Origin of the sequence: Actinomadura sp. NPDC049753, from assembly GCF_040674655.1 — a bacterium.
Taxonomy (GTDB): Bacteria; Actinomycetota; Actinomycetes; order Streptosporangiales; family Streptosporangiaceae; genus Spirillospora; species Spirillospora verrucosospora.
On record NZ_JBFARL010000121.1, the window covers coordinates 1 to 25362 of the forward strand.

Annotated in this window: 22 protein-coding genes and 1 pseudogene; 5 read left to right on the forward strand and 18 right to left on the reverse strand. The window is 72.8% G+C overall.

What is annotated here, in order from left to right:
• Together AB0K37_RS26735 and AB0K37_RS26740 are read right to left on the reverse strand one after the other, a co-directional pair.
• Nucleotides 1-269 (reverse strand): annotated as a pseudogene (locus AB0K37_RS26735) (hypothetical protein); the annotation flags it as partial.
• A 59-nt stretch (nt 270-328) separates the two neighbouring features.
• The gene (locus AB0K37_RS26740; protein WP_363985632.1) at nt 329-1012 is read right to left on the reverse strand and encodes a cyclase family protein; all 684 of its coding nucleotides are present in this window, start codon (nt 1010-1012) and stop codon (nt 329-331) included.
• A 45-nt stretch (nt 1013-1057) separates the two neighbouring features.
• On the opposite strand from AB0K37_RS26740, the gene AB0K37_RS26745 reads away from it, so the two are divergent.
• Both AB0K37_RS26745 and AB0K37_RS26750 read left to right on the forward strand, forming a co-directional pair.
• Nucleotides 1058-1885 carry a HipA family kinase gene (locus AB0K37_RS26745; protein WP_363985634.1) on the forward strand — a complete coding sequence of 276 codons (828 nt, stop codon included), beginning with the start codon at nt 1058-1060 and terminating at the stop codon, nt 1883-1885.
• Nucleotides 1882-2298, forward strand: coding sequence for a DUF3037 domain-containing protein (locus AB0K37_RS26750; RefSeq protein ID WP_258938586.1), 417 nt, complete (start codon nt 1882-1884; stop codon nt 2296-2298). Before AB0K37_RS26745 ends, AB0K37_RS26750 begins: the two co-directional genes overlap by 4 nt.
• 18 nt (nt 2299-2316) lie before the next feature.
• On the opposite strand, the gene AB0K37_RS26755 is transcribed toward AB0K37_RS26750, so the two are convergent.
• From AB0K37_RS26755 to AB0K37_RS26805, 11 genes are all read right to left on the reverse strand, one after another.
• Nucleotides 2317-3225 (reverse strand): hypothetical protein, encoded by a 909-nt coding sequence (locus AB0K37_RS26755; RefSeq protein ID WP_345175110.1) that lies wholly within the window; start codon nt 3223-3225, stop codon nt 2317-2319.
• Nucleotides 3226-3499: 274 nt separating this feature from the next.
• The gene (locus AB0K37_RS26760) at nt 3500-4648 is read right to left on the reverse strand and encodes a S8 family peptidase (RefSeq protein ID WP_363985636.1); all 1149 of its coding nucleotides are present in this window, start codon (nt 4646-4648) and stop codon (nt 3500-3502) included.
• Between the two features lie 126 nt (nt 4649-4774).
• A complete protein-coding gene (locus tag AB0K37_RS26765) occupies nt 4775-5701 on the reverse strand; it encodes a hypothetical protein (RefSeq protein WP_363985638.1) in 927 nt (308 codons plus the stop codon).
• A gap of 66 nt (nt 5702-5767) precedes the next feature.
• Complete coding sequence (locus AB0K37_RS26770; RefSeq protein WP_363985662.1) at nt 5768-6610, reverse strand: GNAT family N-acetyltransferase; 843 nt, start codon at nt 6608-6610, stop codon at nt 5768-5770.
• A gap of 115 nt (nt 6611-6725) precedes the next feature.
• Nucleotides 6726-8315, reverse strand: coding sequence for an alpha/beta hydrolase (locus tag AB0K37_RS26775; protein ID WP_363985640.1), 1590 nt, complete (start codon nt 8313-8315; stop codon nt 6726-6728).
• A gap of 195 nt (nt 8316-8510) precedes the next feature.
• Complete coding sequence (locus AB0K37_RS26780; protein ID WP_363985642.1) at nt 8511-10106, reverse strand: alpha/beta hydrolase; 1596 nt, start codon at nt 10104-10106, stop codon at nt 8511-8513.
• A 193-nt stretch (nt 10107-10299) separates the two neighbouring features.
• Nucleotides 10300-11961, reverse strand: a complete 1662-nt coding sequence (locus AB0K37_RS26785) for an alpha/beta hydrolase (protein ID WP_363985643.1) — start codon at nt 11959-11961, stop codon at nt 10300-10302.
• Between the two features lie 282 nt (nt 11962-12243).
• Complete coding sequence (ispG, locus tag AB0K37_RS26790; protein WP_345175103.1) at nt 12244-13437, reverse strand: flavodoxin-dependent (E)-4-hydroxy-3-methylbut-2-enyl-diphosphate synthase; 1194 nt, start codon at nt 13435-13437, stop codon at nt 12244-12246.
• Nucleotides 13438-13554: 117 nt separating this feature from the next.
• Nucleotides 13555-14751, reverse strand: a complete 1197-nt coding sequence (locus tag AB0K37_RS26795; RefSeq protein ID WP_363985645.1) for a site-2 protease family protein — start codon at nt 14749-14751, stop codon at nt 13555-13557.
• Between the two features lie 39 nt (nt 14752-14790).
• Nucleotides 14791-16008, reverse strand: coding sequence for a 1-deoxy-D-xylulose-5-phosphate reductoisomerase (gene dxr, locus AB0K37_RS26800; RefSeq protein ID WP_363985664.1), 1218 nt, complete (start codon nt 16006-16008; stop codon nt 14791-14793).
• A gap of 104 nt (nt 16009-16112) precedes the next feature.
• On the reverse strand, nt 16113-16493 hold the full coding sequence (locus AB0K37_RS26805; protein WP_363985647.1) for a helix-turn-helix domain-containing protein: 381 nt from the start codon (nt 16491-16493) through the stop codon (nt 16113-16115).
• A gap of 124 nt (nt 16494-16617) precedes the next feature.
• On the opposite strand from AB0K37_RS26805, the gene AB0K37_RS26810 reads away from it, so the two are divergent.
• Nucleotides 16618-17466: an NAD(P)H-binding protein gene (locus AB0K37_RS26810; RefSeq protein ID WP_363985649.1), complete on the forward strand. Its 849-nt coding sequence runs from the start codon at nt 16618-16620 to the stop codon at nt 17464-17466.
• A 1-nt stretch (nt 17467) separates the two neighbouring features.
• On the opposite strand, the gene AB0K37_RS26815 is transcribed toward AB0K37_RS26810, so the two are convergent.
• A complete protein-coding gene (locus AB0K37_RS26815; protein WP_363985651.1) occupies nt 17468-18451 on the reverse strand; it encodes a HAMP domain-containing sensor histidine kinase in 984 nt (327 codons plus the stop codon).
• A gap of 315 nt (nt 18452-18766) precedes the next feature.
• Here AB0K37_RS26815 and AB0K37_RS26820 point away from each other — a divergent pair, with 315 nt between their 5' ends.
• A complete protein-coding gene (locus AB0K37_RS26820; RefSeq protein WP_363985652.1) occupies nt 18767-19066 on the forward strand; it encodes a hypothetical protein in 300 nt (99 codons plus the stop codon).
• Between the two features lie 92 nt (nt 19067-19158).
• Here AB0K37_RS26820 and AB0K37_RS26825 read toward each other — a convergent pair whose 3' ends face one another.
• The 4 genes from AB0K37_RS26825 to AB0K37_RS26840 all read right to left on the reverse strand — a co-directional run bounded on the left by AB0K37_RS26825 (nt 19159) and on the right by AB0K37_RS26840 (nt 24262).
• Nucleotides 19159-20364, reverse strand: coding sequence for an ABC transporter substrate-binding protein (locus tag AB0K37_RS26825; RefSeq protein WP_363985654.1), 1206 nt, complete (start codon nt 20362-20364; stop codon nt 19159-19161).
• A gap of 467 nt (nt 20365-20831) precedes the next feature.
• Nucleotides 20832-21197: a hypothetical protein gene (locus AB0K37_RS26830; protein WP_363985656.1), complete on the reverse strand. Its 366-nt coding sequence runs from the start codon at nt 21195-21197 to the stop codon at nt 20832-20834.
• A 225-nt stretch (nt 21198-21422) separates the two neighbouring features.
• Nucleotides 21423-22922 carry a CoA-acylating methylmalonate-semialdehyde dehydrogenase gene (locus tag AB0K37_RS26835; RefSeq protein ID WP_363985657.1) on the reverse strand — a complete coding sequence of 500 codons (1500 nt, stop codon included), beginning with the start codon at nt 22920-22922 and terminating at the stop codon, nt 21423-21425.
• Nucleotides 22919-24262, reverse strand: coding sequence for an aspartate aminotransferase family protein (locus AB0K37_RS26840; protein WP_363985659.1), 1344 nt, complete (start codon nt 24260-24262; stop codon nt 22919-22921). The genes AB0K37_RS26835 and AB0K37_RS26840 overlap by 4 nt, the downstream gene beginning before the upstream one ends.
• 146 nt (nt 24263-24408) lie before the next feature.
• Between AB0K37_RS26840 and AB0K37_RS26845 the strand changes: the two genes are divergently transcribed.
• Nucleotides 24409-25362, forward strand: a 954-nt coding sequence (locus tag AB0K37_RS26845; protein WP_363985660.1) for a PucR family transcriptional regulator ligand-binding domain-containing protein, incomplete at its 3' end; no start/stop codon positions are given.

The following is a 25362-nucleotide window of genomic DNA, read 5'->3' on the forward strand; positions in this document are numbered from 1 at the left end:
GCGACCAGCGGCCGGGCCCCCGGCCGGTGCGCGCCCTCGGGCGGCCCCACCGGCGGGCCGGCCTGCGGACCGAGCCCGTCCAGCATCCGCGCCAGCAGCCGGGTGCCGAGCGAGCGGGAGTACCAGGCGGTCCCGTGGACGCAGCCGAGGTCGGTGCCGAGCGGCAGCCCGCACCCGTCGAGCACCACGACCGCCCCGGCGGCCGCCGCCACGAAGTCCTCGTTGGGCCGCTCGGGGCTGCCCTGGTCCGTCGCCCATTCCACCCGCATGTCCACACGTCCTCCCGTCGGCGGTGCCCCAGTATGGCCGGACGGCACGCGCCCCGCTCTCAGACGAGGACGGCGCGGTCGTCGATGCGCGCGACCGCGCGGACGGGGGCGCCGTCCGCGCCCGCCAGGGCCAGTGGGAAGAGGGAGACCTCGATCGCGCAGCCCGCGGCCTGGGCGTCGGCGAGACGTCCGAGACCGGTCAGGTTCTCGGCGATCACGGCTCCGGCGCCGCAGAGGACGCGGTGGGCGGCGAGCGAGAAGTCGTCCGAGCCCGGCGGCGGGGTCCGGTCCACGCTCAGCGCGTCGATGCCCACCGTCCTGACGCCCGCGGCGACGATGGCCTCCGCGGTCTCGGGCGCCGGATAGGGGTGGGCCAGGTAGCCGCCGGTCCCCCAGTGCCGCGACCAGCCCGTCGCGATGAGCAGGACGTCGCCCGGCGCGAGCCCCGGCGGGACGGCGCCGGGCGGTATCGGCGCGCGGGGCGGCAGGCCCCGGACGTCCATCACCACGGCCGGGCCGGTGAAGCGCTCCAGCGGCAGCTCGTCCAGCCTCGGCAGCGCGTCGTCGATGTGGAAGGGGGCGTCGACGTGCGTGCCGGTCTGCGACCCCAGGTGCAGCCGCAGCACGTTCACCCCGGCGTCCGCGACCGTGAGGGCCGGGACGGCCTCCACCTCGGGGTCGCCCGGATAGACCGGCATGCCCGTGACGATCGGCACCGACAGGTCGACCAGCTCAACGCCCATGTATTCGATTATCCCGGCCGCCGCCCCAGCCGATAGCGTTGCGACGTGTTGCCACATGTGACCGCCATCCGCTACGTGACGCCGCTCCGCGAGGGCGGATCGCTCCCGGGCGTCGTCGAGGCCGACGACCTCGGCACCTACGTCATGAAGTTCCACGGGGCCGGGCAGGGCCGCAAGGCGCTGATCGCCGAGGTGATCGCCGGTGAGCTGGCGCGCCGGCTCGGCCTCCGGGTGCCCGAGCAGGTGCTCATCGACCTGGACCCGGCGATCGGGCGTCACGAGCCCGACCCCGACGTGCAGGACCTGCTGAAGGCCAGCCCCGGCTGGAACCTCGGCGTCGACTTCCTGCCCGGGTCGCTCGGCTTCGATCCGCTCGGCTGGAGCCCCGACCCCGGCTTCGCGTCCCGGGTGCTGTGGTTCGACGCGTTCATCGGCAACGTCGACCGCAGTTGGCGCAACCCCAACATGCTCGTGTGGCACGGCGACGTGTGGCTCATCGACCACGGCGCGAGCCTCATCTTCCACCACGCGTGGCCGAACGCGGCCCGGCTGTTCTCCGGCCCCTACGACGTCGAGGACCACGTGCTGACCCCGTACGCGACCCGGCTGGAGGAGGCCGAGGCCGAGCTCGCCCCGAAGATCACCGAGGGGCTGCTGCGCGAGGTCGCCGGCCTCGTCCCGGACCACTGGCTGGAGGGCGAGCCCGGCTTCGCCGACCCGGGGGCGCTCCGCGACGCCTACCTCGACATCCTGCTGCCGCGCGCCGGGAAGCCGCGCGAGTGGCTGCCCGCCCTCGACGTCAGCTCCCACCGTCCGGACACCTCCGCGCGGCGCGGCCAGAACCGTCCCGGCTGGCTCGGGGGCGCCTCATGACCGCCGGCAGGACGACCAACATCAGGACGGCGGCCGAGCCGACGGTGTTCGAGTACGCCGCGCTGCGCGTCGTCCCGCGCGTCGAGCGGGGCGAGTCCATGAACGTCGGCGTGGTCGTGTACTGCCGCGCCCTCGACTACCTCGGATGCCGCACGCACCTGGACGAGCGGCGCCTGCTCGCCCTGGACCCCTCGCTCGACCTCGCGGGCGTCCGGTCCGCGCTCACCGCGGTGGACGCGGTGTGCTGCGGCGGGGAGCGCGCGGGCCAGGCAGCGCGGGAGGCCCCGGGCGCGCGGTTCCGGTGGCTGACCGCGCCGCGCAGCACGATCGTGCAGCCGGGTCCGGTGCACGCGGGGCTCACCGGGGATCCGGCCGCCGAGCTCGACCGCCTTCTCGACCTGCTCGTGCGGTAGCGGCATGTCCGCTGCGGCTCAGGTCCACTCCCAGCGGATGCCGTGGAAACCCGCGGCCATCCCGAACTCGATGAAGTGGACGCTCTGGTAGCTGGACAGCCGCAGGTCGGCGGAGTCCTTCAGCGCGGTGTGCCCGTCGGGCCGCCACGTCCGGTAGCAGCGGGCGGGCAGCGCCGCCGGGTGGAACCGGACCTCGATGAGGTACTCGTGCTGCGGGGTGCGGAAGCCGCGCCCCTCCTCGGTCACGGGCGGACCGGTCTCCTCGAACCCGAAGCCGTACTCCAGCAGGTAGGTCTCGCCGCGCCCGAGCGCCCGGTCGAACAGCAGCTCGGCGGCGATGAGGCCGCTCGTCTCGTCCATCCGGACGCGGCCGAACCGGCAGCCGCGCACGGTGCGGGACGAGGGCAGCACGCCCTGCGGGTGGTGGTATACGGCGATCCAGCGGTCCACGCCGCGCTGCTGGGCCTGGAACACCGCGCGGACGCGGACCTCGCGCAGTTCCCGGCGCCGCCCGATGAGGTACTGGTCGTGCAGGCTGAGCCCGGTGAGCTGCCGCTCGCCGCGGTCGCCGATCTCGTCCAGGAGGTCGCGGACGCCGGGCTCGGGGCACAGCTCCTCGACCGGCAGCCAGGGGCCGGCGGGACGGTCGGTGGTCGGCCTGAGCAGAGTCAGCAGGGAGTGCCGCGGCAGTTCGAGGATGGTCTCCAGGCCGCGGACGGCGCGCAGCGAGTCGGCGCGCTCGGGTCGGGTCCGGCCGCGCTGCCAGTAGCTCAGCGTGGACAGGCTGACCGCGATGCCCTGCTCCTCCAGGCGGCGCCGCAGGGAGTCGAGGCTCAGGCCGCGCGCCTGGATGGCGGCGTGCAGGGCGACGTTGAACGGCCCGTACTGGAGGATCTGGAGAAGATCGTCCTCTGCGACACTCTGCATGCTCGGCCTCCGGATCGGCTCCGGCCGGCCCCCGCAAAACGGCCTTGACTACCGCAATTGCAACTTCCGCGCTCACTGTAAGGCTCCCCGGCCCCGATGCCAACAGGCAAAGTGTCACAACCATCGGGCCCATACTCCGCCGAATCGGGTACCAATCCCGGCGCGCCGCGGCACCGGCTCCCGGCGGCGCGACAGGGTGCGCCTTCGCCGCACGCGCCGCGGGAGGGCGTCGCGGGTCCCGGGCCCGCCGGCGCGGGACGGGCCCGGGCGCCGGTCAGAGGCCGCGCTTGTCGAGCAGGCGGTTCGGCGTCCCGGCCGGGTTGCCGCTGATCACGCCGCTGACGGCGTTGGAGACGAGCCAGCCGCGGACGGCGCCGAAGGACGCGTCGCCGTAGGTGGCCTTGTAGAGGGCGGCGACGCCCGTGACGTGCGGCGTGGCCATCGAGGTGCCGCTGATGGTGTTCGTCCCCCCGTTCAGCCAGGTCGAGGTGATGGACGACCCCGGCGCGTACAGGTCGACGCAGGACCCGTGGTTGCTGTACGAGGCCCTGGCGTCGGTGATCGTGCTCGCCGCGACGGTGGTGGCGCCGGCCGCGCTCCCCGGCGAGTAGTCGCAGGCGTTGCGGCCGTCGTTGCCCGCGGCGACGGCGAGGAAGACACCGGAGTTCGCGAGGTTGTCGGCGGCGGAGTTCATCGCCGGCGAGTAGCCCCCGCCGAGCGACATGTTGGCCACCGCGGGCGCGGAGCGGTGGCCCGCCACCCAGTTCATGCCCGCGATGACGCCGGAGCTGCTGCCGCTGCCCTGGCAGTTCAGCACGCGGACGCCGCGCAGGTAGACGTTCTTGGCGACGCCGTAGGAGGTGGAGCCGACCGTCCCGGCGACGTGCGTCCCGTGGCCGTTGCAGTCGGCGCCGCTGCCGCCGAGGGCGTCGTACACGTTGGACGCGCGGCCGCCGAACTGCGGGTGCGCGGTGGAGATGCCGGTGTCGACGATGTAGGCGTACACACCCGCGCCCGTCGAGTCGTAGGTGTAGCTGTGCGACAGCGGGAGCGCCGTCTGGTCGATGCGGTCGAGGCCCCACGACGGCGGGTTCTGCTGCGTGCTGTCGGCTTGGACGACCGCGTCCTGCTCGATGCGGGCGACGCCGGCCGCGCGGCGCAGCTTGGCGAGTTTCTTGGGAGTGAGCTTTGCGGCGAATCCGTTCAGCACCATGCCATATCGGTACATGGCCTTGATGCCGTGCCGGGAAATGGTGGCGCCGATCGACACACCTGGCTTCAGCGTCACGATGTACTGGCCGGCGATTCCCCGGCCCGAGACGGCGAGGGTGAGCGGCGCGCGAAATGTCACGGCTGGAGCGGGCGCGGCGGAAGCCGCGATCAGGGACGCCGCGGCGACAGCCGTGAGCAGGGGTTTCTTCATCGGAACTCCATTCGTGGAGTCACCCCGGCCCCGAGAAAGGCCGGGGTCACGAAGCCGATCGACAGGAATGCTCGACGAGAACGTGAGAAATCGTCAGCATTTCCGTTCGATTTGCTTTTCCCGATGCTAATGCCATTCCCACTCGATGCCCACTATCCCGCGCCGCACGGTTCCGGCCGCGAGGTTCGCGCTTCCCGAAGTGCCGATCCACAACTCGCCGAGCCGCCGGCGCGGGGACGTGGAGCTCTCGGCCGTGAAGCCGTAGCAGCGGGCGGGCAGCCGGTCGCCGTCGAACCGGACGAGCGCCAGGTAGTCGTGGACGGGGTGGGAGAAGCGCCGGTCGTAGCTGTCGGGCGCGGGCAGCCCGATCGGGCCCAGCTCGTACTCGATGACCGCGGTGTCCCCCGTCGCCAGCACCCTGTCGAAGACCAGCTCGAACGCCACCAGCCCGCTCTCGGCGCGGATCCGGCCGGGGCGGCAGTACCGCACGTCGAGCAGCCCGGCCGCGTCGCCGTCGACCACGCCGGGAAGGTCGCCGTCGCCCGTCTGGTGGACGCAGACCACGCGGTCGATGTCGTCTCCGGTGGCCCGCAGGACGGTGCGCACCGACAGCGTCCAGGACCGGCGCGCCTCGTCCAGCCGGTACACGTCGTGGACGCTGAGCCGTTCGAGCCGGTGGTCGCCCGAGCGGTCGAGCTGCCCCACGAGGCAGGCGTAGCGCTCGGCGTCCGGCCACAGGTCGCGGACGCCGCGGCCCCGCTCCGTCCCGTTCGGCCCGCCCGGGGCGCCGGCGCGCGCGGCCGTGCCCCGGACGGGCGCGGCGTTCGGCGCGGGATCCTCCAGCAGCTCGATGAGGGCGCCGGACGGCACCTGCAGGATCTCCTCCAGCGCGACGACCACGGTGCGCGAGCGCGGCCGGCTGCGGCCCCGCTGCCAGTAGCTCAGGGTGGCCACGCTGACCGTGAGCCCGCGCCGGCCGAGCCGGTGACGGATCCGCTCCAGGGTCAGCCCGCTCGACTGAATCGCCTGCCGCAACGCCCCGGCGAACTCCACGGCGGGATGGTACCCGGCCCAGAAGATCGATTCAGGTACCGGGTCAGATCAGGCACGCAATGACAATCAGAAGAGAATCGACATAAAAGAGCCCAGTTCGGTGAATCCGACCCGGCGGTACGCCGCCCGCGCCCGGGTGTTGTAGTCGTTGACGTACAACGAGACGGTCGGCGCGATGCCGTGCAGCGCCTCCCGCACCACCGCGGACATCCCCGTCTCCGACCGGCCCTGCCCCCGCAGGTCGGGAGGCACCCACACGCCCTGCACCTGGCAGGCGCGCGGGGTGACGGCGCCGACCTCGGCCTTGAACATGACGCGGCCGTCCTCGATGCGGGCGAAGGCGCGACCGTCGCGGATCAGCTCGGCGACGCGGGCCCGGTAGAGCACGCCCCCGTCACCGGCGTTGGGCGACACCCCGACCTCTTCGGTGAACATCGCCACGCAGGCCGGGTAGACGATGTCGAACTCCTCCATCCGGACCCGGCGCACGCCGGGGTCGGCGGGCACGTCGGGGACGGAGGAGGTCGCCATCACCGGCTGGGCGGCGCGGACGGCCCGGGGCGGCCCCCAGTACGGCGCGAGGATCTCCCACAGCTCTCCGACCGCGTTGACGGGCCCGACGATGGACGAGCAGCGCCGTCCCTGCGCCTGGGCCCGCTCGGCGAACGCCCGGACGGCATCCGGCCCGGCCGCGACCGGGATGAGGTTGGCGCCCGAGTAGCACAGCGACACGAGCCTGCCGTCCCGCAGGTAGCCCCACATCTGGGCGCCGAGGCGGCGCGGATCGAGCCCCGCGGCGTGCACGCGGGAGCTCACGAAGACGTTGGACACCGGGTCGGCGTCCAGGATCGCGAGGGCCTCCGCGCGGTACCTGTCGTCCAGCACGCGCACCGGCATCGAGCCCAGCATCCGCACGGCTACCGGCCCCCGGCCCTCACCACTGATGGCTCCACGTGGACAAGCCTATGCCGTCCGGACGCCGTCCACCTCCGCGGCCTCCGTCATGGCCTCGTCCGGGAAGGGGTCACCGGTGCGCGGCCGCGTGCTCCGCCCTGCCCGCCTTCGCCACGACAGGTTCGGGCCCGGCCGCGCACTCGCGGTCCGGCCCCGGCCGGTTCGCGGGCAGCCCCCCGCCGCCGAGGTACGCGGCGACGGCCAAGTCGACGCACCTGTCGCCTGTCAGCGAGACGCCGTGGTTGCGCCCGCCGACCTGGACGAGCAGCCTGGAGGTCGGGAACCGGCGGTGCATCTCCAGCGCGCCCGGATACGGGGTCGCGGCGTCCTCGGTGGCCTGCACCATCAGGATCGGCGGCAGCGCGGAGCCGCCCCCGACCCGCGGCTGCAGCCCGCCCGGAACCCCCCAGAAGGCGCAGGGCGCGTTGTACCAGGTGTTGCTCCAGGTCTCGAAACGGTAGCCCCGGCGGTAGAGGCGCTCGCTGTCGGCGTGCCAGCGCCCCCAGTCGCGCGGCCAGGCCGCGTCCCGGCACTGGACGGCGTTGTAGACCGTGTAGTTGTTCTGGTCGAGCCGTGACGGCGGCTGCCACACCTTGCGCAGCGGCCCCGGGTCGTGCCGGACGGCGTAGGCCGACAGGGCCCTCGCGTGCCCGGCCCAGTTGTAGTCGCCGTACCCGTCGGCGAGGAACGCCTCGTCGAGTTCGGAGGGCCCGATCCGCCCGCCGATCGGCTTGGCCTTGAGCGCGGCGCGCACCCTGGCGTAGGCGGCGGCGACCTTCCGTCCGGAGTCGCCGAGCCGGTAGGTCCTGTGGTGGCGGGCGATCCAGGCGAAGTACGCGTGGATGCGCTTCTCGAAGGCGACGTTCTGGTCGAGGTTGTCGCCGTACCAGACCCCGCTCGGCCGGACGACGCTGTCGAGCACCATGTGCCGGACCCGCTGCGGGTACATCGTGGCGTACACCGCGCCGAGGTACGTCCCGTACGAGTACCCGAAGTAGCTGATCTTCTGCTGGCCGAGGGCGGCGCGGACGGCGTCCATGTCGCGGGCCCAGTCGGCGGTGCCCATGTGCGGGAGGATCGCGCCGTACCGGCGGGCGCAGTCGCCGGCGTAGTGCCGCGCCCGCGCCTTCCACGCCTCCTCCTCAGCCGCGCTCGCGGGGACCGTGTCGGGACGGGGGCGGCCGGGGCTCTGGTAGCCGGGGTCGCAGATCAGCTCGGGCCTGCTGGCGCCGACGCCGCGCGGGTCGAAGCCGATCCAGTCGTAGGACGCCGCGACCCGCTTCGGCAGCGACCCCGCGAAGAACGCGGCCAGGTCGCGCCCGTGCGCGCCGGGCCCGCCCCGGTTGAGCAGCACCACGCCCCTGGACCTGGACGCGGTGTGCCGGGCGCGGCTGATCTCCAGGGTGATCTGCCGCCCGGCCGGGTCCGCGTAGTCGAGCGGCACCCGGACGGACGCGCACTGCAGGCCCTTGAGCCGGGTGCCCTCCACCGGATCCTTGGCGGGGCAGGACCTCCACGCGAGACCGGCGGGCCTCGGGTCGGGATGGGGGGCGGGGGCGGCGTCCGCGGGCCTCCCCAGTGCGGCGGCCCCGGCGACGGCGAGTGTGACCGCGGCGGCCGCCGTTCCGGCGGCGGCCCTCTTTCCAGCGTCGTTCAGCACGTTCGCTTTCTACCGGCGGGGCGGCCGGGAACCGCGCACCCCGAGGATCGCGCGATTCCAGCCCCAAACGGGACCACTCGCGAAACGAACGCCAGTAAGCGAGACGCGGTGCGCCCGCCCCGCCCTCGTGGAGGGACGGGACGGACGCACCGCGGAACACGCCTGCGTACTATCCGATGGCCGTGCCGCCGACCGCTACGGGCGCCCGACCGGGAGGTCCTTGCCCGCGGAGGCGCGCGCGGCCTTCGCGGTCATGGCCGTCGGGTCGGGGTCGTTCAGCGCCGGGACGGCCTTGCAGTAGGCGTCCGGGCCGCGGTGGCTCTGCGGCAGCGCCCCGGTGTCGAGGTACGCCGCGACCCTGTCGTCCAGGCACGCGTTGCCGTTGAGCGTGTTGGCGTGGGTCTTGCCGCCGACCTCGAACACCAGGCGCGAGGACGGGAAGAGCTTGTGCATCTCCACGCCGCCCGCGACCGGGGTCGCCGCGTCCTGGGTGGACTGCACGAGCAGCATGCCCGCCAGGCCCTTGGCGCCCTTCAGCTTGAACTCCGGCCCGCCCTGGAACGGCCAGAAGGCGATCGGGGCGTTGAACCAGACGTTGCTCCAGGTGTTGAACCTGTAGCCCTGCCGGTAGAGCTTCGCGGCGTCGTGGTGCCACTTGCTCCAGTTGCGCGGCCAGCGCGCGTCGGCGGCCTGGACGGCGTTGTAGACGGCGAAGCCGTTGTCGTCGCCGCCGGGGTTCATCCAGTCGAGGAGCCCGGAGGCGTCCTTGTCGTTGACCCACGCCGAGAGCGCCTGCGCGAACGGGATGTAGTAGCCGGTGTTGTAGCCGGCGGACAGCACGGTGTCGTCCAGCTCGTCCGGGCCCATCTTGCCGCCGATCGGCGCCTTCTTCGCGGCGGCGCGGACGGCGTAGTAATTGGCCTCGACGGCCTTCTCGCTCTTGCCGAGGTGGTAGAGCGAGTCGTACTTCGCGATCCAGGCCCACCAGGCCTTCATGTTGTGCTCGAAGGCCTTGTCCTGCTCAAGCTGGGCGTCGTACCAGACCGTCTTCGGGTTGACGTTGCCGTCCAGCACCATCCGCTTCACGCGCTTGGGGAAGAGCGTGGCGTAGGTGGCGCCGAAGTAGGTGCCGTACGAGAAGCCGTACCAGCTGATCTTCTCCTGGCCGAGCGCGGCGCGGATCGCGTCGACGTCGCGCGCGGCGTCGGTGGTGCGCATGTGCGGCAGCAGCCAGCCGAACTTCTTCGCGCAGTCCTGCGCGTACTTCCTCGACTTGGCGATCCAGGCCTTCTCCTCCTTGGCGGAGGAGGGCACGTAGTCCGGCCGGATCGGGTCGGAGAAGTTCGGGTCGCAGCTCAGCGCGGGCTGGCTGGAGCCGACGCCGCGCGGGTCGAAGCCGATGATGTCGTACTTGGCGGCGACGTCGGCGTGCCCGGTGCCGCCGATCCAGCGGGCGAGGGCCGGCGCGTACTGCAGGCCGCTGCCGCCCGGGCCGCCCGGGTTGACGAACAGGGTCCCCTGGTAGTTCTTCTCGTCGGTGTGCCGGAAGCGCGACACCGCGATGGAGATCTTGCGGCCGTTGGGCCGGGCGTAGTCGAGCGGCACCTCGACCTGGGCGCACTCGGCCTTGTTCATCGGGTCGTTAGGGCCGCTGACCTCGCACTTGCCCCAGTCGATGCCCTTGACCGCGGCGGCACCGGAGCCCCCGGTGTCCGCGCTCGCGGAGACGGCGAACCCTGCGCCGCCCGCCGCCACGACCGCAGCGGTCGCGACGAGAACGATCCTTTTCACTTGACCCCCTCAGATCGGCGACTCCGGGCCGGCGCCATGCCGGAGGGGGGCGTCGCCGATGCGTGGCTGATGCGTACTACCTGCGTGTCGCGCCCTGCTTGCCGCGACCTGCGTGCCGCGACCTGCGCGGCCGGCGGTGCCGGACCCCGGGGACCGCTCCCCGGGGTCCGGACCGCATGGGCTGCTACCGGCGTCAGCGGATGACGTCGGCCTTGAGCTGCGCGGCCTTCTGCGAGCCCGCGCCGCTCAGCGTCCTGGCGGTCGCCGTGGACGGCGGCTTCGGGTCACCGAGCTGCGGGACGTGGACGGTGCTCTGCTTCGGACGCTCTCCCCGCAGGAAGTAGGCGTCGAAGTAGGCGTCCACCTGGGCGGAGCCGCGGTGCACGATGCAGTGCGTGCGGTCGCCGTCCTGGACGACCAGGCGCGAGCCCTTGAGCCGGCGGTGCATCTCCAGCGCGCCCGCGTACGGCGTGGCCGCGTCCGCGGTCGACTGGAACATGAGGATGTTGCGCGGCAGGTCGCGGGTGTGGCCGATGTTCACCGGCTTGCCGGCCTTGGCGGGCCAGTACAGGCACGGGGCGTTGTACCAGGCGTTGGCCCAGGTCTCGAACGGGTGCTTCCGGTCGATCCGCTCGTTGTCGCGCTGCCACTTGTTCCAGCTCAGCGGCCACTGGACGTCGGTGCACTGCACGCCGAGGTAGACGGCGTAGCCGTTGTCGTCGGAGCCGCCGGTCGTCGGCGCGCCGAACGTCCCCGCGAACGTGGCGGTGTCGCCCGACTTGTACGCCGAGAGGGCGGACGCGTACCCGTGCCAGATGGCCTGGCTGCGCCGGTACCCGGCGTTCAGGATCACGTCGGTCAGCTCGTCCGGCCCCACGGCGAGCGTCTGCCCGCTGTCAGGGTCGGTGTAGTAGACCGGCTTGTTCTTGAGCTGCGCCCGCAGGTCGTAGAAGAAGCTCCGGACCTGCTTCTGCGTGGTGCCGAGGTGGTACACCGAGTCGTACTTGGCGATCCAGCCGAAGTAGTAGTCGATGTTGATGTCGAACTGGACGTCCTGGTTCAGGTTGGCGTCGTACCAGGCGTCGGAGGGGCCGACGTTGCCGTCCAGCACCATCTTCCCGACGTTCTTGGGGTAGACGGTGGCGTAGGTGGAGCCGAGGTAGGTGCCGTAGGAGGCGCCGTAGTAGTCGAGCTTCTTGTTGCCGAGCGCCCGGCGGATCGACTCCACGTCGTTGACCGAGTCGATCGTCTTGATGTGGTTGAGCAGCCCGGTCTTGTCGGCCTTGCCGCACGCCTCGGCGTAGCCCTTGGACAGCTTCAGCCACGTGGCGACCGACTTCCGGTCGCCGGTGCCGTAGTCCGGGCGCGGGGCGTTGGTGTAGTTCGGGTCGCAGCTCAGGGCCGGGACGCTCATGCCGACGCCGCGCGGGTCGAAGCCGATGACGTTGTACGCCTCGCGCATCGGGGCGGAGTTCTGCGCGAACACCCGCGGCCCGAACAGCGCGCCGCCACCGCCCGGCCCGCCGGGGTTGACCACGATGTCGCCCTTGGCCGGACCGGAGCCGGTGTGCGGCGTCCTGGTGAGCTGGATCGTGATCTTCTTGCCCTGCGGCTTGGCGTAGTCCATCGGCACCGACAGCTCGGCGCACTGGACGATCTTGGAGACGGGGTACAGCCCGTCGTACAGGTCGTGCACCGTCTGGACGAAGTCCGCGGGGCAGGCGTGCCACTGGGCCGCCGAGGGGTTGAATCCTCCGGCCGTTCCGGCGGAGGGGCTCGCGGCCTGTGCGCTTGTGGCGCCGAGACCGGTGAGACCGAGCCCGGCCACCGCGGCCACGACAACAGTCCTCTTCACATATCCCCCTATCGTGCCGACTCCGGTTGAGTCAGACATACGGGTAAATGAGTGAAGATTGTTGCGGTTCGGGCGTACCGCCCAACAGGGGCCCATCAGAGTGGATGCGGAATCGTGACAAGATCAGCGGAACTCTGTGATAACTCCGAACGTTCCGGTCGCGGATGCCCAGCTCCGGGACGGATTCCGGGCATACGAAAAGGCCCCGGGTCACAAGACCCGGGGCCCTGAAGTCCCGTTACGGCGCCGCCCGGAGCGAGGGCGCCGGCCCGGACGCGGGGGTCAGCCGACCACCACCTCGGCGCCCGGTCCGGAGACGGTGCCGTCCTCGGCGATCTCGATGCCCATCTCGTCGGCGATGCGCATCGCCTCCTCGATCAGGGTCTCGACGATCTGCGCCTCGGGGACGGTCTTGACGACCTGCCCCTTGACGAAGATCTGGCCCTTGCCGTTGCCCGACGCGACGCCGAGGTCGGCCTCGCGGGCCTCGCCGGGCCCGTTCACCACGCAGCCCATCACGGCGACGCGCAGCGGGACCGGGAAGTCCTTCAGCCCGGCGGTGACCTGTTCGGCCAGCGAGTACACGTCCACCTGCGCGCGACCGCAGGACGGGCAGGAGACGATCTCCAGGCCGCGCTTGCGCAGCCCGAGCGACTCCAGGATCGCCGTGCCGACCTTCACCTCCTCGACCGGCGGCGCGGACAGCGACACCCGGATCGTGTCGCCGATGCCCTCCGCCAGCAGCGCGCCGAACGCGACGGCCGACTTGATCGTGCCCTGGAACGCCGGGCCCGCCTCGGTGACGCCGAGGTGCAGCGGGTAGTCGCAGGCCGCCGCCAGCTTCCGGTACGCCTCGATCATCACGACCGGGTCGTTGTGCTTGACCGAGATCTTGATGTCGCGGAAGTCGTGCTCCTCGAACAGCGAGCACTCCCACAGCGCCGACTCGACCAGCGCGTCCGGAGTGGCCCTGCCGTGCTTCTCCAGCAGGCGCTTGTCCAGGGAGCCGGCGTTCACGCCGATGCGGATCGGCACGCCCGCGTCCTTGGCGGCGCGCGCGATCTCGCCGACCCGGTCGTCGAACTTCTTGATGTTGCCCGGGTTGACGCGGACGGCCGCGCAGCCGGCGTCGATCGCCGCGAACACGTACTTGGGCTGGAAGTGGATGTCGGCGATGACGGGGATCGGCGACTTGCGCGCGATCGCCGGCAGCGCCTCGGCGTCGTCCTGCGACGGCACGGCGACGCGGACGATCTGGCATCCGGACGCGGTCAGCTCCGCGATCTGCTGGAGCGTGGCGTTCACGTCGGCGGTGAGGGTCGTGGTCATCGACTGCACCGACACGGGGGCGTCGCCGCCCACCGGGACGTCGCCGACCATGATCTGCCGGGATCTGCGGCGGGGCGCGATCGGTCCCGGCGCCCCCTGCCCGTCGCCCTCGCCGCGGACGCTCGGTATACCCAGTGAAACGCTCATCCCTCTCCTCAATTTTCGGCCCCGTACAAAGCCTAGGTGCCCCGCGCGGCTGAGTTGACGGCACCCGGCTTCAGCCAGTGTGACCATTTGAGCACACTCGGTAAACGTTTCACGTCATTACGGCAGTCGGAGGGGGTTCAGCACGTCGGCGAGAATCAGGAGCACGCCGAATCCCACCAGCAACAGCACGGCCAGGTATGTCAAGGGCATGAGCCGTGTCATGTCCACGGTGCCCGGATCCGGCCGCCCCCTGATCCGGTTGACGCCGGCCCGCGCCCGCTCGTAGGCGACGACCGCGAGGTGACCGCCGTCCAGCGGGAGCAGGGGCAGCACGTTGAGCACGCCGAGGAAGATGTTCACCGAGACGACGAGCGAGAGGTAGAGGGCGAGCTTGTCGCGGGCGGAGCTCTGGGCGGAGAAGATCTGCCCGGACACCTCGGTCGCACCGACCACGCTGCCGACCTGGCCGCCGGGCGTGCTCCCCCGCTCGGGCGAGAACAGCTTCGGGACGGCGGAGGGCAGGTCCGCCGCGGCCCGCCCGATCCCCGCGACGGTGCGCCCGATGCCCTCCCCGGCGAACACGGCCGCGTTGAGCGGCCCGGTCCGCTCGTACCCGGCGCCCACGACCTTCGCCGACATGCCGACGAACGGCCGCCCGTGCACGTCCGCGAGCGTGATCCGGAGCGTCACCGGCTCCGGCGCGCCCGGCCGCACGACCACGGCCGTCACGGTCCGGCCCGGCTCGGCCGCGTCGATCGCCCGGGTGAGCCCGCTCCAGTCGGAGATCGGGGTGCCGTCGAACGAGACGACGCGGTCGCCCGCGCGCAGCCCGGCCCGCACGGCGGGGGACGCCGGCCGGTCCCCGCCGCAGCCGCTGGACAGCGAGGCGGGCACGCACGTCGTGACCGCCTCGACCGTGCTGGTCACCGTGCCGGGCTCCCGCACGCCGATCGTCATGGCCATCACCATGAGCAGCAGGAACGCGAACACGAGGTTGGCGACCACCCCGGCCGCGATGACGACCGCGCGCCTTCCGGCGGGCTGCCGGTAGAACGCGCGCGGGCGGTCCGCGGCGGGGATCTCCTCCAGCGGCGTGTAGCCGACGATCTTGACGAAGCCGCCCAGCGGGATCGCCTTCACGCCGTACTCCGTCTCGCCCCGGCGGGCGGACCACAGGGTCGGGCCGAACCCCACGAAGTACTGCGTGGCCTTCATCCCGAACCGCTTGGCGGTGAGCAGGTGCCCGCCCTCATGGAGCATCACCGAGACCAGCAGTGCCACCACGAACGCCACCGCGCCGAGGAAGAAGGCCATCGGGTCCCCTCCGAGGTTCCTCCCGAGGCGGGCCCCGGGTCAGACGGTCGCGGTCAGTTCCCTGGCCCTGGTCCGCGCCCAGGAGTCCGCCGCGAGGACGTCGTCGAGCGTCAGGCCTCCGCTGGTGCCCGAACCGTGCTCCTCCACTACCCGCGCGACGGTGTCGACTATCCCGAGGAACGGGAGCCGTTCCGCGCGGAAGGCCTCCACGCACTCCTCGTTGGCGGCGTTGTAGACGGCGGGGACCGTCCCGCCCAGCTCGCCGGCACGGCGCGCCAGCGCGACCGCGGGGAAGGCCTCGTCGTCCAGGGGGAACAGCTCCCAGGTGTGCGCCCTGGTCCAGTCGACGCCGGGCGCGGCGTCCGGCACCCGGTCGGGCCAGTCGATGCCGAGCGCGATCGGCAGCCGCATGTCGGGCGGGCTCGCCTGCGCCAGCGTGGAGCCGTCGGTGAACTCGACCATCGAGTGGATGACCGACTGCGGGTGCACCATGACCTCGATGCGGTCCATCGGGACGTCGAAGAGCAGGTGCGCCTCGATGACCTCCAGGCCCTTGTTGACCAGGGTCGCGGAGTTGATCGTGATGACCGGGCCCATGTCCCAGGTCGGGTGGTTCATCGCCTGCTCCGGGGTGACGCCGGTCAGCTCGTCGCGGGCCCGCCCCCGGAAGGGTCCGCCGCTCGCGGTGAGCACCAGCCGCCGCACCTCCTCGGCCCGCCCGCCGCGCAGGCACTGGGCGAGCGCCGAGTGCTCGGAGTCGACGGGGACGATCTGCCCCGGGCGCGCCCGCTCCTTGACGAGGGGGCCGCCGACGATGAGCGACTCCTTGTTGGCGAGGGCGAGGGTGCGCCCCGCGTCCAGCGCGGCCAGCGTCGAGGCGAGGCCGAGGGCGCCGGTCACCCCGTTGAGCACCACGTCGCACGGCCAGGCGGCGACCTCGGCGACCGCGTCGGGACCTGCCACGATCTTGGGGATGGGGTAGTCGCCGGAGGAGTAGCCGCGCCGCTTGGCCTCGGCGTAGAAGGCGAGCTGGAGCTCCTGCGCCGCGGAGGCCCTGGCCACCGCGACGACCTCGGGGCGGAACTCCAGCGCCTGCTCGGCCAGCAGGTCCACCCGCCCGCCGCCGGCCGCCAGCCCCGTCACCCGGAACCGGCCGGGGTTGCGTCGGATCACGTCCAGGGCCTGGGTGCCGATGGAGCCGGTGGAGCCGAGGACGACCAGCTCGCGGGCGGCCGTGTCGGGGCTTGAAGGAGACATCACGCGTCCATTGTCGGGCATCGGCCGCCCCGGGGTCGCGCGGACGCGGTTCGCCCCCGCCGCCGTCCCGGCCTCCGTCCAAGCCCCCCGTATCAGCCCCCGTCTCAGCCCTCGTCGCCGTCGTAGGCGCTCCGCGCCCGCTCGACCTTCTCCAGGTTCTCGGCGGACCACTCCGCGAGCGCCGCGAACAGCGGCGCGAGGCTGCGGCCCAGCTCGCTGATCTCGTACTCGACGCGCGGCGGCACCTCGGGGTGGTAGGTGCGGACGACGAGCCCGTCGCGCTCCATCTGCCGCAGGCGCTGGGTCAGCACCTTCGGCGTGATCGTGGCGACGCGGCGCTGCAGCTCCACGAACCGCTGCCGCCCGTACTCGTGCAGCGTCCAGAGGATCGGGGTCGTCCAGCGGCTGAACACGAGGTCGACCACCGGGGCGATCGGGCAGGCCAGCTCGGGGTCGAGCGCCTCCTCGGTCCTGGCGTCCACCATCACGGCCTCCCGGGGTAGTCACTTTCTTCTAGGTACCTACTATATCCAGGATGTTAGCTTTCCTCGTGTCGCACCGCGACGGCGCCGCCCCGGCGGTGTCAATGCAGCTCAGAGGGAGAAAGCAATGATCGTTGTCATGGGCGCCACGGGGAACGTCGGGCGGCCGCTGGTGCGGGCGCTGGCCGAGGCGGGCGAGCGGGTGACGGCGGTGTCGCGCACCGACCCCGGCGACCTGCCCGCAGGCGTCGTCCACCGCGCGGCCGACCTCGCCGAGCCGGAGACCCTGCGGCCCGTCCTGGACGGGGCGGACGCGCTCTTCCTGCTCGTCGCCGGGCACCTGCTCGGCACGCCCGAGGCCCTGGACCCGCGCGCCGTCCTGGACGTGGTGAAGTCCGCCGGCGTGGAGCGGGTCGTGCTGATGTCCTCGCAGGGCGCCGGCACGCGCCCGACGGCGCACGGCCACAGCCACCTCAAGGCGTTCGAGGACGCCGTCCGGGAGTCGGGGCTGGACTGGACCATCCTGCGGCCCGGCGGCTTCGCGAGCAACGCGTTCGCGTGGGCGGAGCCGGTCCGCGCCCACCGGGCGGCCGCCGCGCCGTTCGCCGACGTCGCGCTGCCGTTCGTCCACCCGTCCGACATCGCCGAGGTCGCGGCCGCGGCCCTGCGGGAGAGCGGGCACGAGGGCCGCGTCTACGAGCTCACCGGGCCCGCCCCGATCACGCCGCGGGAACGGGCGCGGACGATCGGCGACGTGCTCGGCGAGCCGGTGGCGTTCGCCGAGCAGACCCGGGAGGAGGCGCGGGCGCAGATGCTGGAGTTCATGCCCGCGCCGGTCGTCGACGGCACCCTCGACATCCTCGGCGAGCCGACCGAGGCCGAGCGCCGCGTCAGCCCCGACGTGGAGAAGGTGCTCGGCCGCCCGTCCCGCTCCTTCGCGCAGTGGGTCGGGGAGAACGTCCACGCGTTCCGCTGAGTCAGCGGGAGAGCGGGAGCCGGAGCACGAGGCGGGCGCCGTAGGTCCCGTCGGCGACCTGCAGGGTCCCGCCGTGGGAGAGGGCGATCTCCCGCGCGATCGGCAGGCCGAGCCCGCTGCCGCCCTTCTCGCGGCTGCGGGCCGGGTCCAGCCGGGCGAACCGCTCGAAGACGCGGTCCCGGTCGGCGAACGGGATCCCCGGGCCGTCGTCGTGCACCTCGACGACGGCCCCGTCGCCGTCCGCGCGGACCTCGACCTCGATCTGCGCGGCGGCGTAGCGCTCGGCGTTGGCGAGCAGGTTGCGCACCGCGCGGCCGAGGCGCTGCCGGTTGCCGCCGACGATGAGGCCCGGCTCGGCCTTCACCACCATCGCGACCGGCGGGTTGCGCAGCGCGGCCTCCGCCTCCACCAGCGCCCCGAGGTCGATGGGTTCCCGGGCGGGGATGTCGCCGGAGTCGAGGCGGGCGAGGACGAGGAGGTCCTCGACGATCCGGTGCAGCCGGTCGATGTCGGCCAGCGAGTGGCGCAGGGTGTCGACGGCGTCGCCGTCCTCGGGGGCGGCGAGGGCCAGCTCGATGCGGGTGCGCAGCCCGGTGATCGGCGTGCGCAGCTCGTGCGAGGCGTCGGAGATGAACGCGCGCCGCTCCAGCATCGCGGTCTCCAGGCGGCCGAGCAGCTCGTTCACGCGCTCGGCCAGCCGCTCCGCCTCATCGCCCGTGGCCGGGACGGCGACGCGGCCGCCCCCGTCGTCCTCGGTCAGCCTCTCCAGCTCCCGCCGGAGCCGCTCCACCGGACGGAGCGACCCGCGCGAGGAGTGCGCCATCCCCCACCGGGCCGCCGCGACGGCCACCGACGCGAGCGCGGCCATGACGGCCGCGAGCACCACGGGGCGGTCCACGCCGGCGAACGCGTAGAGGACGGCGGCCGCCGCGCCCACCGCGGCCACCATCAGACAGCCGAGTGCGGTGTCCGTCGCCAAGGTCACACGCGCCCGCCGGAGGCGGGGCATGTGGGGCCGGACTCGCCGATCATCGACGTTCCTGGCCGACATGTCTCCTTTGTACGTATGCACCTCCCAAAAGAGAGCAAAGGGTCCGCTCGGTGACCGCATAGCCTGCCGAAAAGCGGTCATCGCCTCGACGGCCCGCAGTGCCGGGTGCCGGGCTTAACCCGCGAGCCCCTGGGGCGCAGGGCGACACGTGAGGCTTTGCCGCCCTTTTCACCTTCCCTAGCGGCGACAACACTCTTCCCCGCCTATAAAGGAGGACGTGAAGGCGACTCCCACCGGGGGGATGGAGACATGGGCCAGACGGGCGAGCCGGTCGTCGACCCGCAGGGGTTGAGCACGGCCCAGCGCCTGGGCGACGCGTGCGTCGTCTGCCGCAAGAGGTGGCCCCGGCCGCGCGTCCGCGCCGGCCGCCTGCCGGACTCGTCCGGGGTGTTCGCGTGCGACGACTGCGCACCCGCCCCGCCGGTACCCCGCGCACGGCGGGGCCCCCGGGAGCCGCTCACGGGCGCCGGACGGGCGGTGGGAGAGCCGCCCCCGGCGCGGACGGCGGCAGGCGCCGCCGTCATGGAGGTCTCTCCAGGGAGAGGGTGACCTGGGCGTTTCGGGGGGAAGCCCGGGACCACCCATCAGGGCGCGCCCGACTGGGGGCGGTCGGGCGCGCCGGAGAGACTCTCGCGCGGACCTCAGGCCTTGGTGGCCTGGATCCAGGTCCGCGTCCACTCGGCGTAGTCGGTGCAGTCCTTCTTGCCCGACTCGCCGCCGCACGTCTTCGACGGCGCGTGCGCGAACACGATCTTGTTGAGGTAGCCGCGGTCGCCCACGTGGTAGGCGGCGCAGAAGCCGGACTTGAGACGGTCGCCCGAGCACGCCTGCGGGTTGGCGGGCGCGACCCCCGTCCACTCGGCGACCTGCTGCTGGACGTCCGGCGAGGCCGTCCACTGGAGCCACTGGTACATGCAGTTCGGGTGCTGGACGCGGGCGCCGATCATCCACGCGTCCATCCACCCGGTCGCGCCCTCGGACGGGATGACGCTCTGGACGGGCCGCGACGCGCGGTTCAGGACGTCCGCGTGGTAGGGCCAGGCCTGGCCGAGCACGGCCCGGCCGCCGGCGAACGCGCTGACCGCGTCGGCCGGGAGGTCCCAGTACTCCCCCACGAACTGACGCTGCTGGGCCAGGACCCGCCCGGCCGCCGAGAGCTGCGCCGGCGTCAGCGAGTACGGGTCGCGGATCTTGAGCTTGCGCTGCCGGCCCTTGAGGTAGAGCGCGGCCTCGGCGATCGCGAGCGGGCTGTCCCGCATGACGATCTTCCCGGAGTAGCGGCGGGCCTGGCCGGGGTCGAACAGCGCGGCCCAGCTCGTCGGCGCCGGGACGGCCCGGGTGTCGTACATCAGCAGGTTGGAGCCCCACACGTACGGCAGGCCGTAGTGCTTGCCGTCGCGCTCCAGGAGCTTGCGCAGCCTCGGTTCGAGCTTCTTGTAGCCGTCCACGAGGTCGGGGTTGATCGGGACGGCCTGGTTCTCCTCGACCAGCCGCCCGGCGACCTCCGGCGGCGCGGCGACGCCGTCGTAGCGGCGGCCCCGGTCGCGCATGAGGTCGGCCATCTCCTCGGGCGTCTTGACGACCTTCAGGCCGATCTTGCAGCCGGTGCGCTCCTGGAAGGGCGTGACCCAGTCGACGCGCGGGTCGGTGCCGCCGCTCTCCACCGAGCCGGGCAGCGTGAGGAGGTTCAGCGCCCCCTCGCCGGGGCCGAGGGTGCTCACCACCTTGGCGACGCCCACCGGCTTGTCGTCCCCGCCGCTGCACGCGCCGAGCCCCGCGGCGCCGAGTGCCGCGGCCGCCGCCAGGGCCGTCGCCGCCTTGACCCGTGCCGTGGCCCTGCGCCGCATGTCGCTCCCGATCCGTGCCAGGGCCCTCCCCCTCGCGAACGGGCCCGTCGGCGCAGCGTAGCGTCTCCGCGGCGGACGGACGCACCGACCCTGCCCGCGGACGGCGGCACCGGACGCCTTCGGCCGCCATTGCGCGGGTCGCGGCGGACGCTGACGATGTGATCGACGGTCTCGCGGAACTTCTCCCCCGCCCCAGGGGCACTTCAGCCGGAATTACCGAAGATCGCGACTCGTCTGTTTCCCGGCGGGCTTTCCCGCGGGTGACACCGGCATGACCATTACCGCACTCTCCGATGCGGATTTCGGCCGAACCGCTGGAAGGGGAGGCCGCCGGGCCCCGGAAGGGACGGCGGGTGCTGGCGTCCGCGCCATAAACGGAGGTTGCTGGAGAGGATATGGCGCGGGCCCGCGTCCCGTCCGGGGCCGCGGCGGCACCGGTGGGCGTGGTGGGGGTGGGGAACGGCGGATCACCCTGCGGTGCCGCCCGGCCACGCGATCACCGGTACCCGGCCGGACGGCGGCGGTGTGACGCCCTCGAGACGGAGGAGGTTCGAGGGACGCCGCACGTCCTGCCGGGGGTCGCGGGGCGGCCGGACAAGGCCGCCCGGGGGCGCCGGCCCGCCGGCCGGGCGCCGCGCCGGCGCGGTGCCGGCGACCACCTCGATCCGCGCGATGAGCCGCTGCGGAGTGTCGGCCTCGAGGAAGTCCCCCACGTCGCGGTCCCTGGGCGGCAACGCCCACCAATGGCCGGTGAACAGGCCGAACCAAATGGTCCAGCCCGGGAATCGCCTTCCGAGCGCGTCCACTTCGGCGGCGTGGTCGCCTGCGGTCATAGCGCGGCTCTCCTGCACATCCGGCTCCACCGGCCCGCGGCCCGACGACCCCGGGTTCCTTACTGCCGACCCTGACTTTTGAATTCGCTTCAATTAAGGGAGACAGTCAGATTGTGTCGCCGGACACAGACCCAGTCAATGGGGTGGAGCCATTATTCACCCTGCCGCCCAGGACGGAAATTGACAACGGAAAAACGCGCTCGGTAGGTAATTCCCGCGGCGCCCTCAGCCGCTGGTGGGGAAGCCGAGGTTCACCCCGCCGTGGGACGGGTCGAGCCAGCGCGCCGTCACGGCCTTCGTCCGGGTGTAGAAGTGGACGCCCTCCATGCCGTGGGCGTGGCTGTCGCCGAACAGCGAGTCCTTCCAGCCGCCGAACGAGTAGTAGGCCATCGGCACCGGGATCGGCACGTTCACTCCGACCATGCCGACCTCCACCTCGTTCTGGAAGCGGCGCGCCGCCCCGCCGTCGTTGGTGAAGATCGCGGTCCCGTTGCCGTAGGGGTTGGCGGCGATCAGTTCCATGGCCGCGTCGTAGGACCCGGCCCGCACGACCGACAGCACCGGGCCGAAGATCTCGTCCCGGTAGGCGTCCATGTCCGGGGTGACGTGGTCGAGGACGGCCGGTCCGAGCCAGAAACCGTCGCCGGCGCCGCCCAGGACGTCCGGGTCGCGCCCGTCGACGGCGAGCGTGGCGCCCTGCGCGACGGCGCCGTCCAGATAGGAGGCCACCCTGTCCCGGTGCTCCCTCGTGACGAGCGGCCCCATCTGCGAATCGGGGTGGTCGCCCGGCCCCACCCGCAGCCCGGCGACACGCTCCTTGATCTTGGCCGTCAGCTCGTCCCCGACCGGGTCCACGGCGACGACGACGGAGATCGCCATGCACCTTTCCCCCGCCGACCCGAAGCCGGCCGACACCGCGGCGTCCGCCGCGAGGTCGAGGTCGGCGTCCGGCAGCACGAGCATGTGGTTCTTGGCTCCGCCGAGCGCCTGCACGCGCTTGCCGTTCGCGGCCGCCGTCCCGTAGATGTGGCGCGCGACCGGGGTGGAGCCGACGAAGCTGACCGCCCTGACGTCGGGATGGCGCAGCAGGCCGTCCACCGCCGCCCTGTCCCCGTGCAGGACGTTGAAGACGCCGTCCGGCAGCCCCGCCTCGGCCCACAGCTCGGCGAGCCGGACCGATGCCGACGGGTCCTTCTCGGACGGCTTGAGCACGAACGTGTTCCCGCACGCGATCGCGACGGGGAACATCCACATCGGCACCATCGCCGGGAAGTTGAACGGGGTGATCCCGGCGGCCACGCCGACCGGCTGGAGGATCGAGTAGGCGTCCACCCGCGAGGAGACGTTCTCGGAGAACCCGCCCTTGAGCAGGTGCGGGATGCCGCAGGCGAACTCGGCGACCTCCAGCCCGCGGGCGACCTCGCCGGCCGCGTCGGCGACGACCTTGCCGTGCTCGGACGAGATGAGCCGGGCGAGCTCCCCGCGGTGCGCGTCCACCAGCTCGCGGAAGCGGAACAGCACCTTCGTGCGCTGCGAGAGCGAGGCGTCCCGCCAGCCGGGGAACGCCGCCTTCGCGGCGGCGACCGCGGCGTCGACCTCCCGGTCCCCGGCGAGGTCGACGGTCCCGGCCACGCGCCCGGACGCGGGCTCGAAGATCTCGCCCCGCCGGTCGCTCTCCCCGGCGAACGGCTTCCCGCCGATCCAGTGCGTCACGTGCCCGGTCATGCGTCCTCCCGGCGAGCGGACGGCCCGCGCCCTCCGGCGACGGCGGTCTCGTTGACGGCTTCCAGCGATGCGATCAGGATGCCGAGGCCCTCCGCGGCCTCGTCGTCGGTGAGGGTCAGCGGCGGCGCCATGCGCACCACGTTGCCGTACAGGCCGCCCTTGCCGACCAGCAGCCCCCGCTCGCGGGCGGCCTCCATCAGCGCGGCGGCGAGCGGCGGGCTCGGCTCGCCGGTCCGCGGATCGGCCAGCTCGACCGCGAACATCAGGCCCTTGCCCCGCACGTCCGCGACGATCGGGAACCGGCCGGCCGCCGCCGACAGCCCTCCGATGATCGTCGCGCCCTGCCGGGCGGCGTTGGACCGCAGGTCGTGGTCGAGGACGTAGTCGAGCGTGGCGTTGGCGGCGGCCATCGACACCGGGTTGCCGCCGAACGTGGAGATGCCGACCGCGTGGAGGCCGTCCATGAGGTCGCCGCGCGCGACGACGCCGCCGACCGCGAAGCCGTTGCCGAGCCCCTTGGCGAACGTGATCATGTCCGGGGTGACGCCGTGGTCGTCGATCCCCCAGAAGCCCCGGCCCGTCCGCCCCCAGCCGGTCTGCACCTCGTCGGAGATGAACAGGATGCCGAACTCGTCGAGGACGCGCTTGTAGGCGCCGAACAGGCCGTCCGGCGGCATCGTGAAGCCGCCGACGCCCTGGATCGGCTCGGCGATGAGCGCGGCGACGTCGCCGCCGGTCGCGGTGGCCAGCACGTGCCGCAGGTCCTGCGTGCACGCGTCGATGTACTGCTCGTCCGACATCCCGGCGAACTGCGGGAGCCGGCGGTCGGCGCCGTGCAGGAAGTGGACGTCCAGCGGGGAGTACGACAGGTTCGTCCAGCCGCGGTTCCCGGTGACGCCCGTCGCGGCGAACGACCGGCCGTGGTAGCTCTGCCGCATCGCGAGGACCTGGTCGCTGCGCCGCGCGTACGCGGCCAGCAGCAGGGCGGTCTCGTTGGCCTCCGTCCCGGAGTTGGTGAAGAACACCTTGGCGTCAGGGATGCCCGACAGCCGGGCGATCTTCTCGGCCAGCTCCACCTGCCCGCGCAGCAGGTACGCCGTGGAGGTGTGCACGACTCCGGTGGCGATCTGCCGCTCCACCGCGTCCCGGACCTCGGGCACGTCGTACCCGAGCATGTTCGTCAGGATGCCGATGAAGAAGTCGAGGTAGGAGTTCCCCTCGGCGTCGGTCACACGGTTGCCCTTGCCGCCGACGATCTCGATGGGGTCCCGGTAGTTGAGCGCCATCCAGGACGGCATGACGGCCCGGTGGCGCCTGAGCAGGTTCGCGTGTTCCGACATGCTCCAAGTCTCGTTTCCGGCGGGCGGCCGCGGCCACCCGCAGAGTGTCAGGACCGGGCGCCTCCGCTTAACGGTCTGCTGGCGGCCGACGATCTGTAACGGCCGGATCACCGCCGCTGACACCCTGTACGGATATCCTCGCCGTGATGCTGCCCACTGTCGACGACGTCCTCCAGCTCGACGCGGTACGCCGCGGCCAGCCGCACGTCGTCGCGGGCGCCGACCGCACCGGCAACCGGGTCCGCTGGGTGCACGTCGCCGAGGTCACCGACATCGCGCATCTGCTGCACGGCGGCGAGCTCGTCCTCACCACCGGGATCGCGCTGCCCGACGAGCCCGAGCGGCTGCGCGCCTACATCGCCGACCTCGCCGAGGTCGGCGTCAGCGGCCTGATGATCGAGCTCGGCCGGCGCTACGCCAGCGTGCTGCCGCCCCCGCTGATCGCCGCGGCCGAGGAGTTCGGCCTGCCGGTGATCGTGCTGGCGCACGAGCCCGCGTTCGTCGACATCACCGAGTCGGTGCACGCCCGGATCGTCCAGGAGCAGTTCGCCGAGCTGCGCGCCTCCGAGCAGCTGCACGAGATCTTCACGCAGCTGTCGGTCGAGGGCGCCTCCACCGACGAGGTCGTCCGGCAGGTGGCGGCGCTCGGCGGGCACCCGGTGGTGCTGGAGAACCTCGCCCACCAGGTCCTCGCCGCGGACGCCGGCGGCGCCGACCCGGCCGAGCTGCTGTCGGCGTGGGAGACCCGCTCGCGGGCCGTCCGCCCCGGCCGCCGCACCGGCTACGACGAGGCGTCCGGCTGGCTGGTCACGATGGTCGGCGCGCGGGGGGAGGACTGGGGCCGGCTGATCGTCGACCTCGGCGCGCCGCCGTCCCCGCGCGAGACCGTGCTGATCGAGCGGGCCGCCACCACCCTCGCCCTCGGCCGGCTCCTCGACCGGCACGCCGAGAGCGTCGAGCGGCAGGCGCACGGGACGATCATCGCCCGCATCCTCGCGCACGCCTACTCCGACCCGCAGGAGGCGGCGGCCCGCGCCCGCGCCCTCGGCGTCCCGCTGTCCGGCCGCCGGCTGCTCGGCGCCGTGCTCCGCCACCGCGGC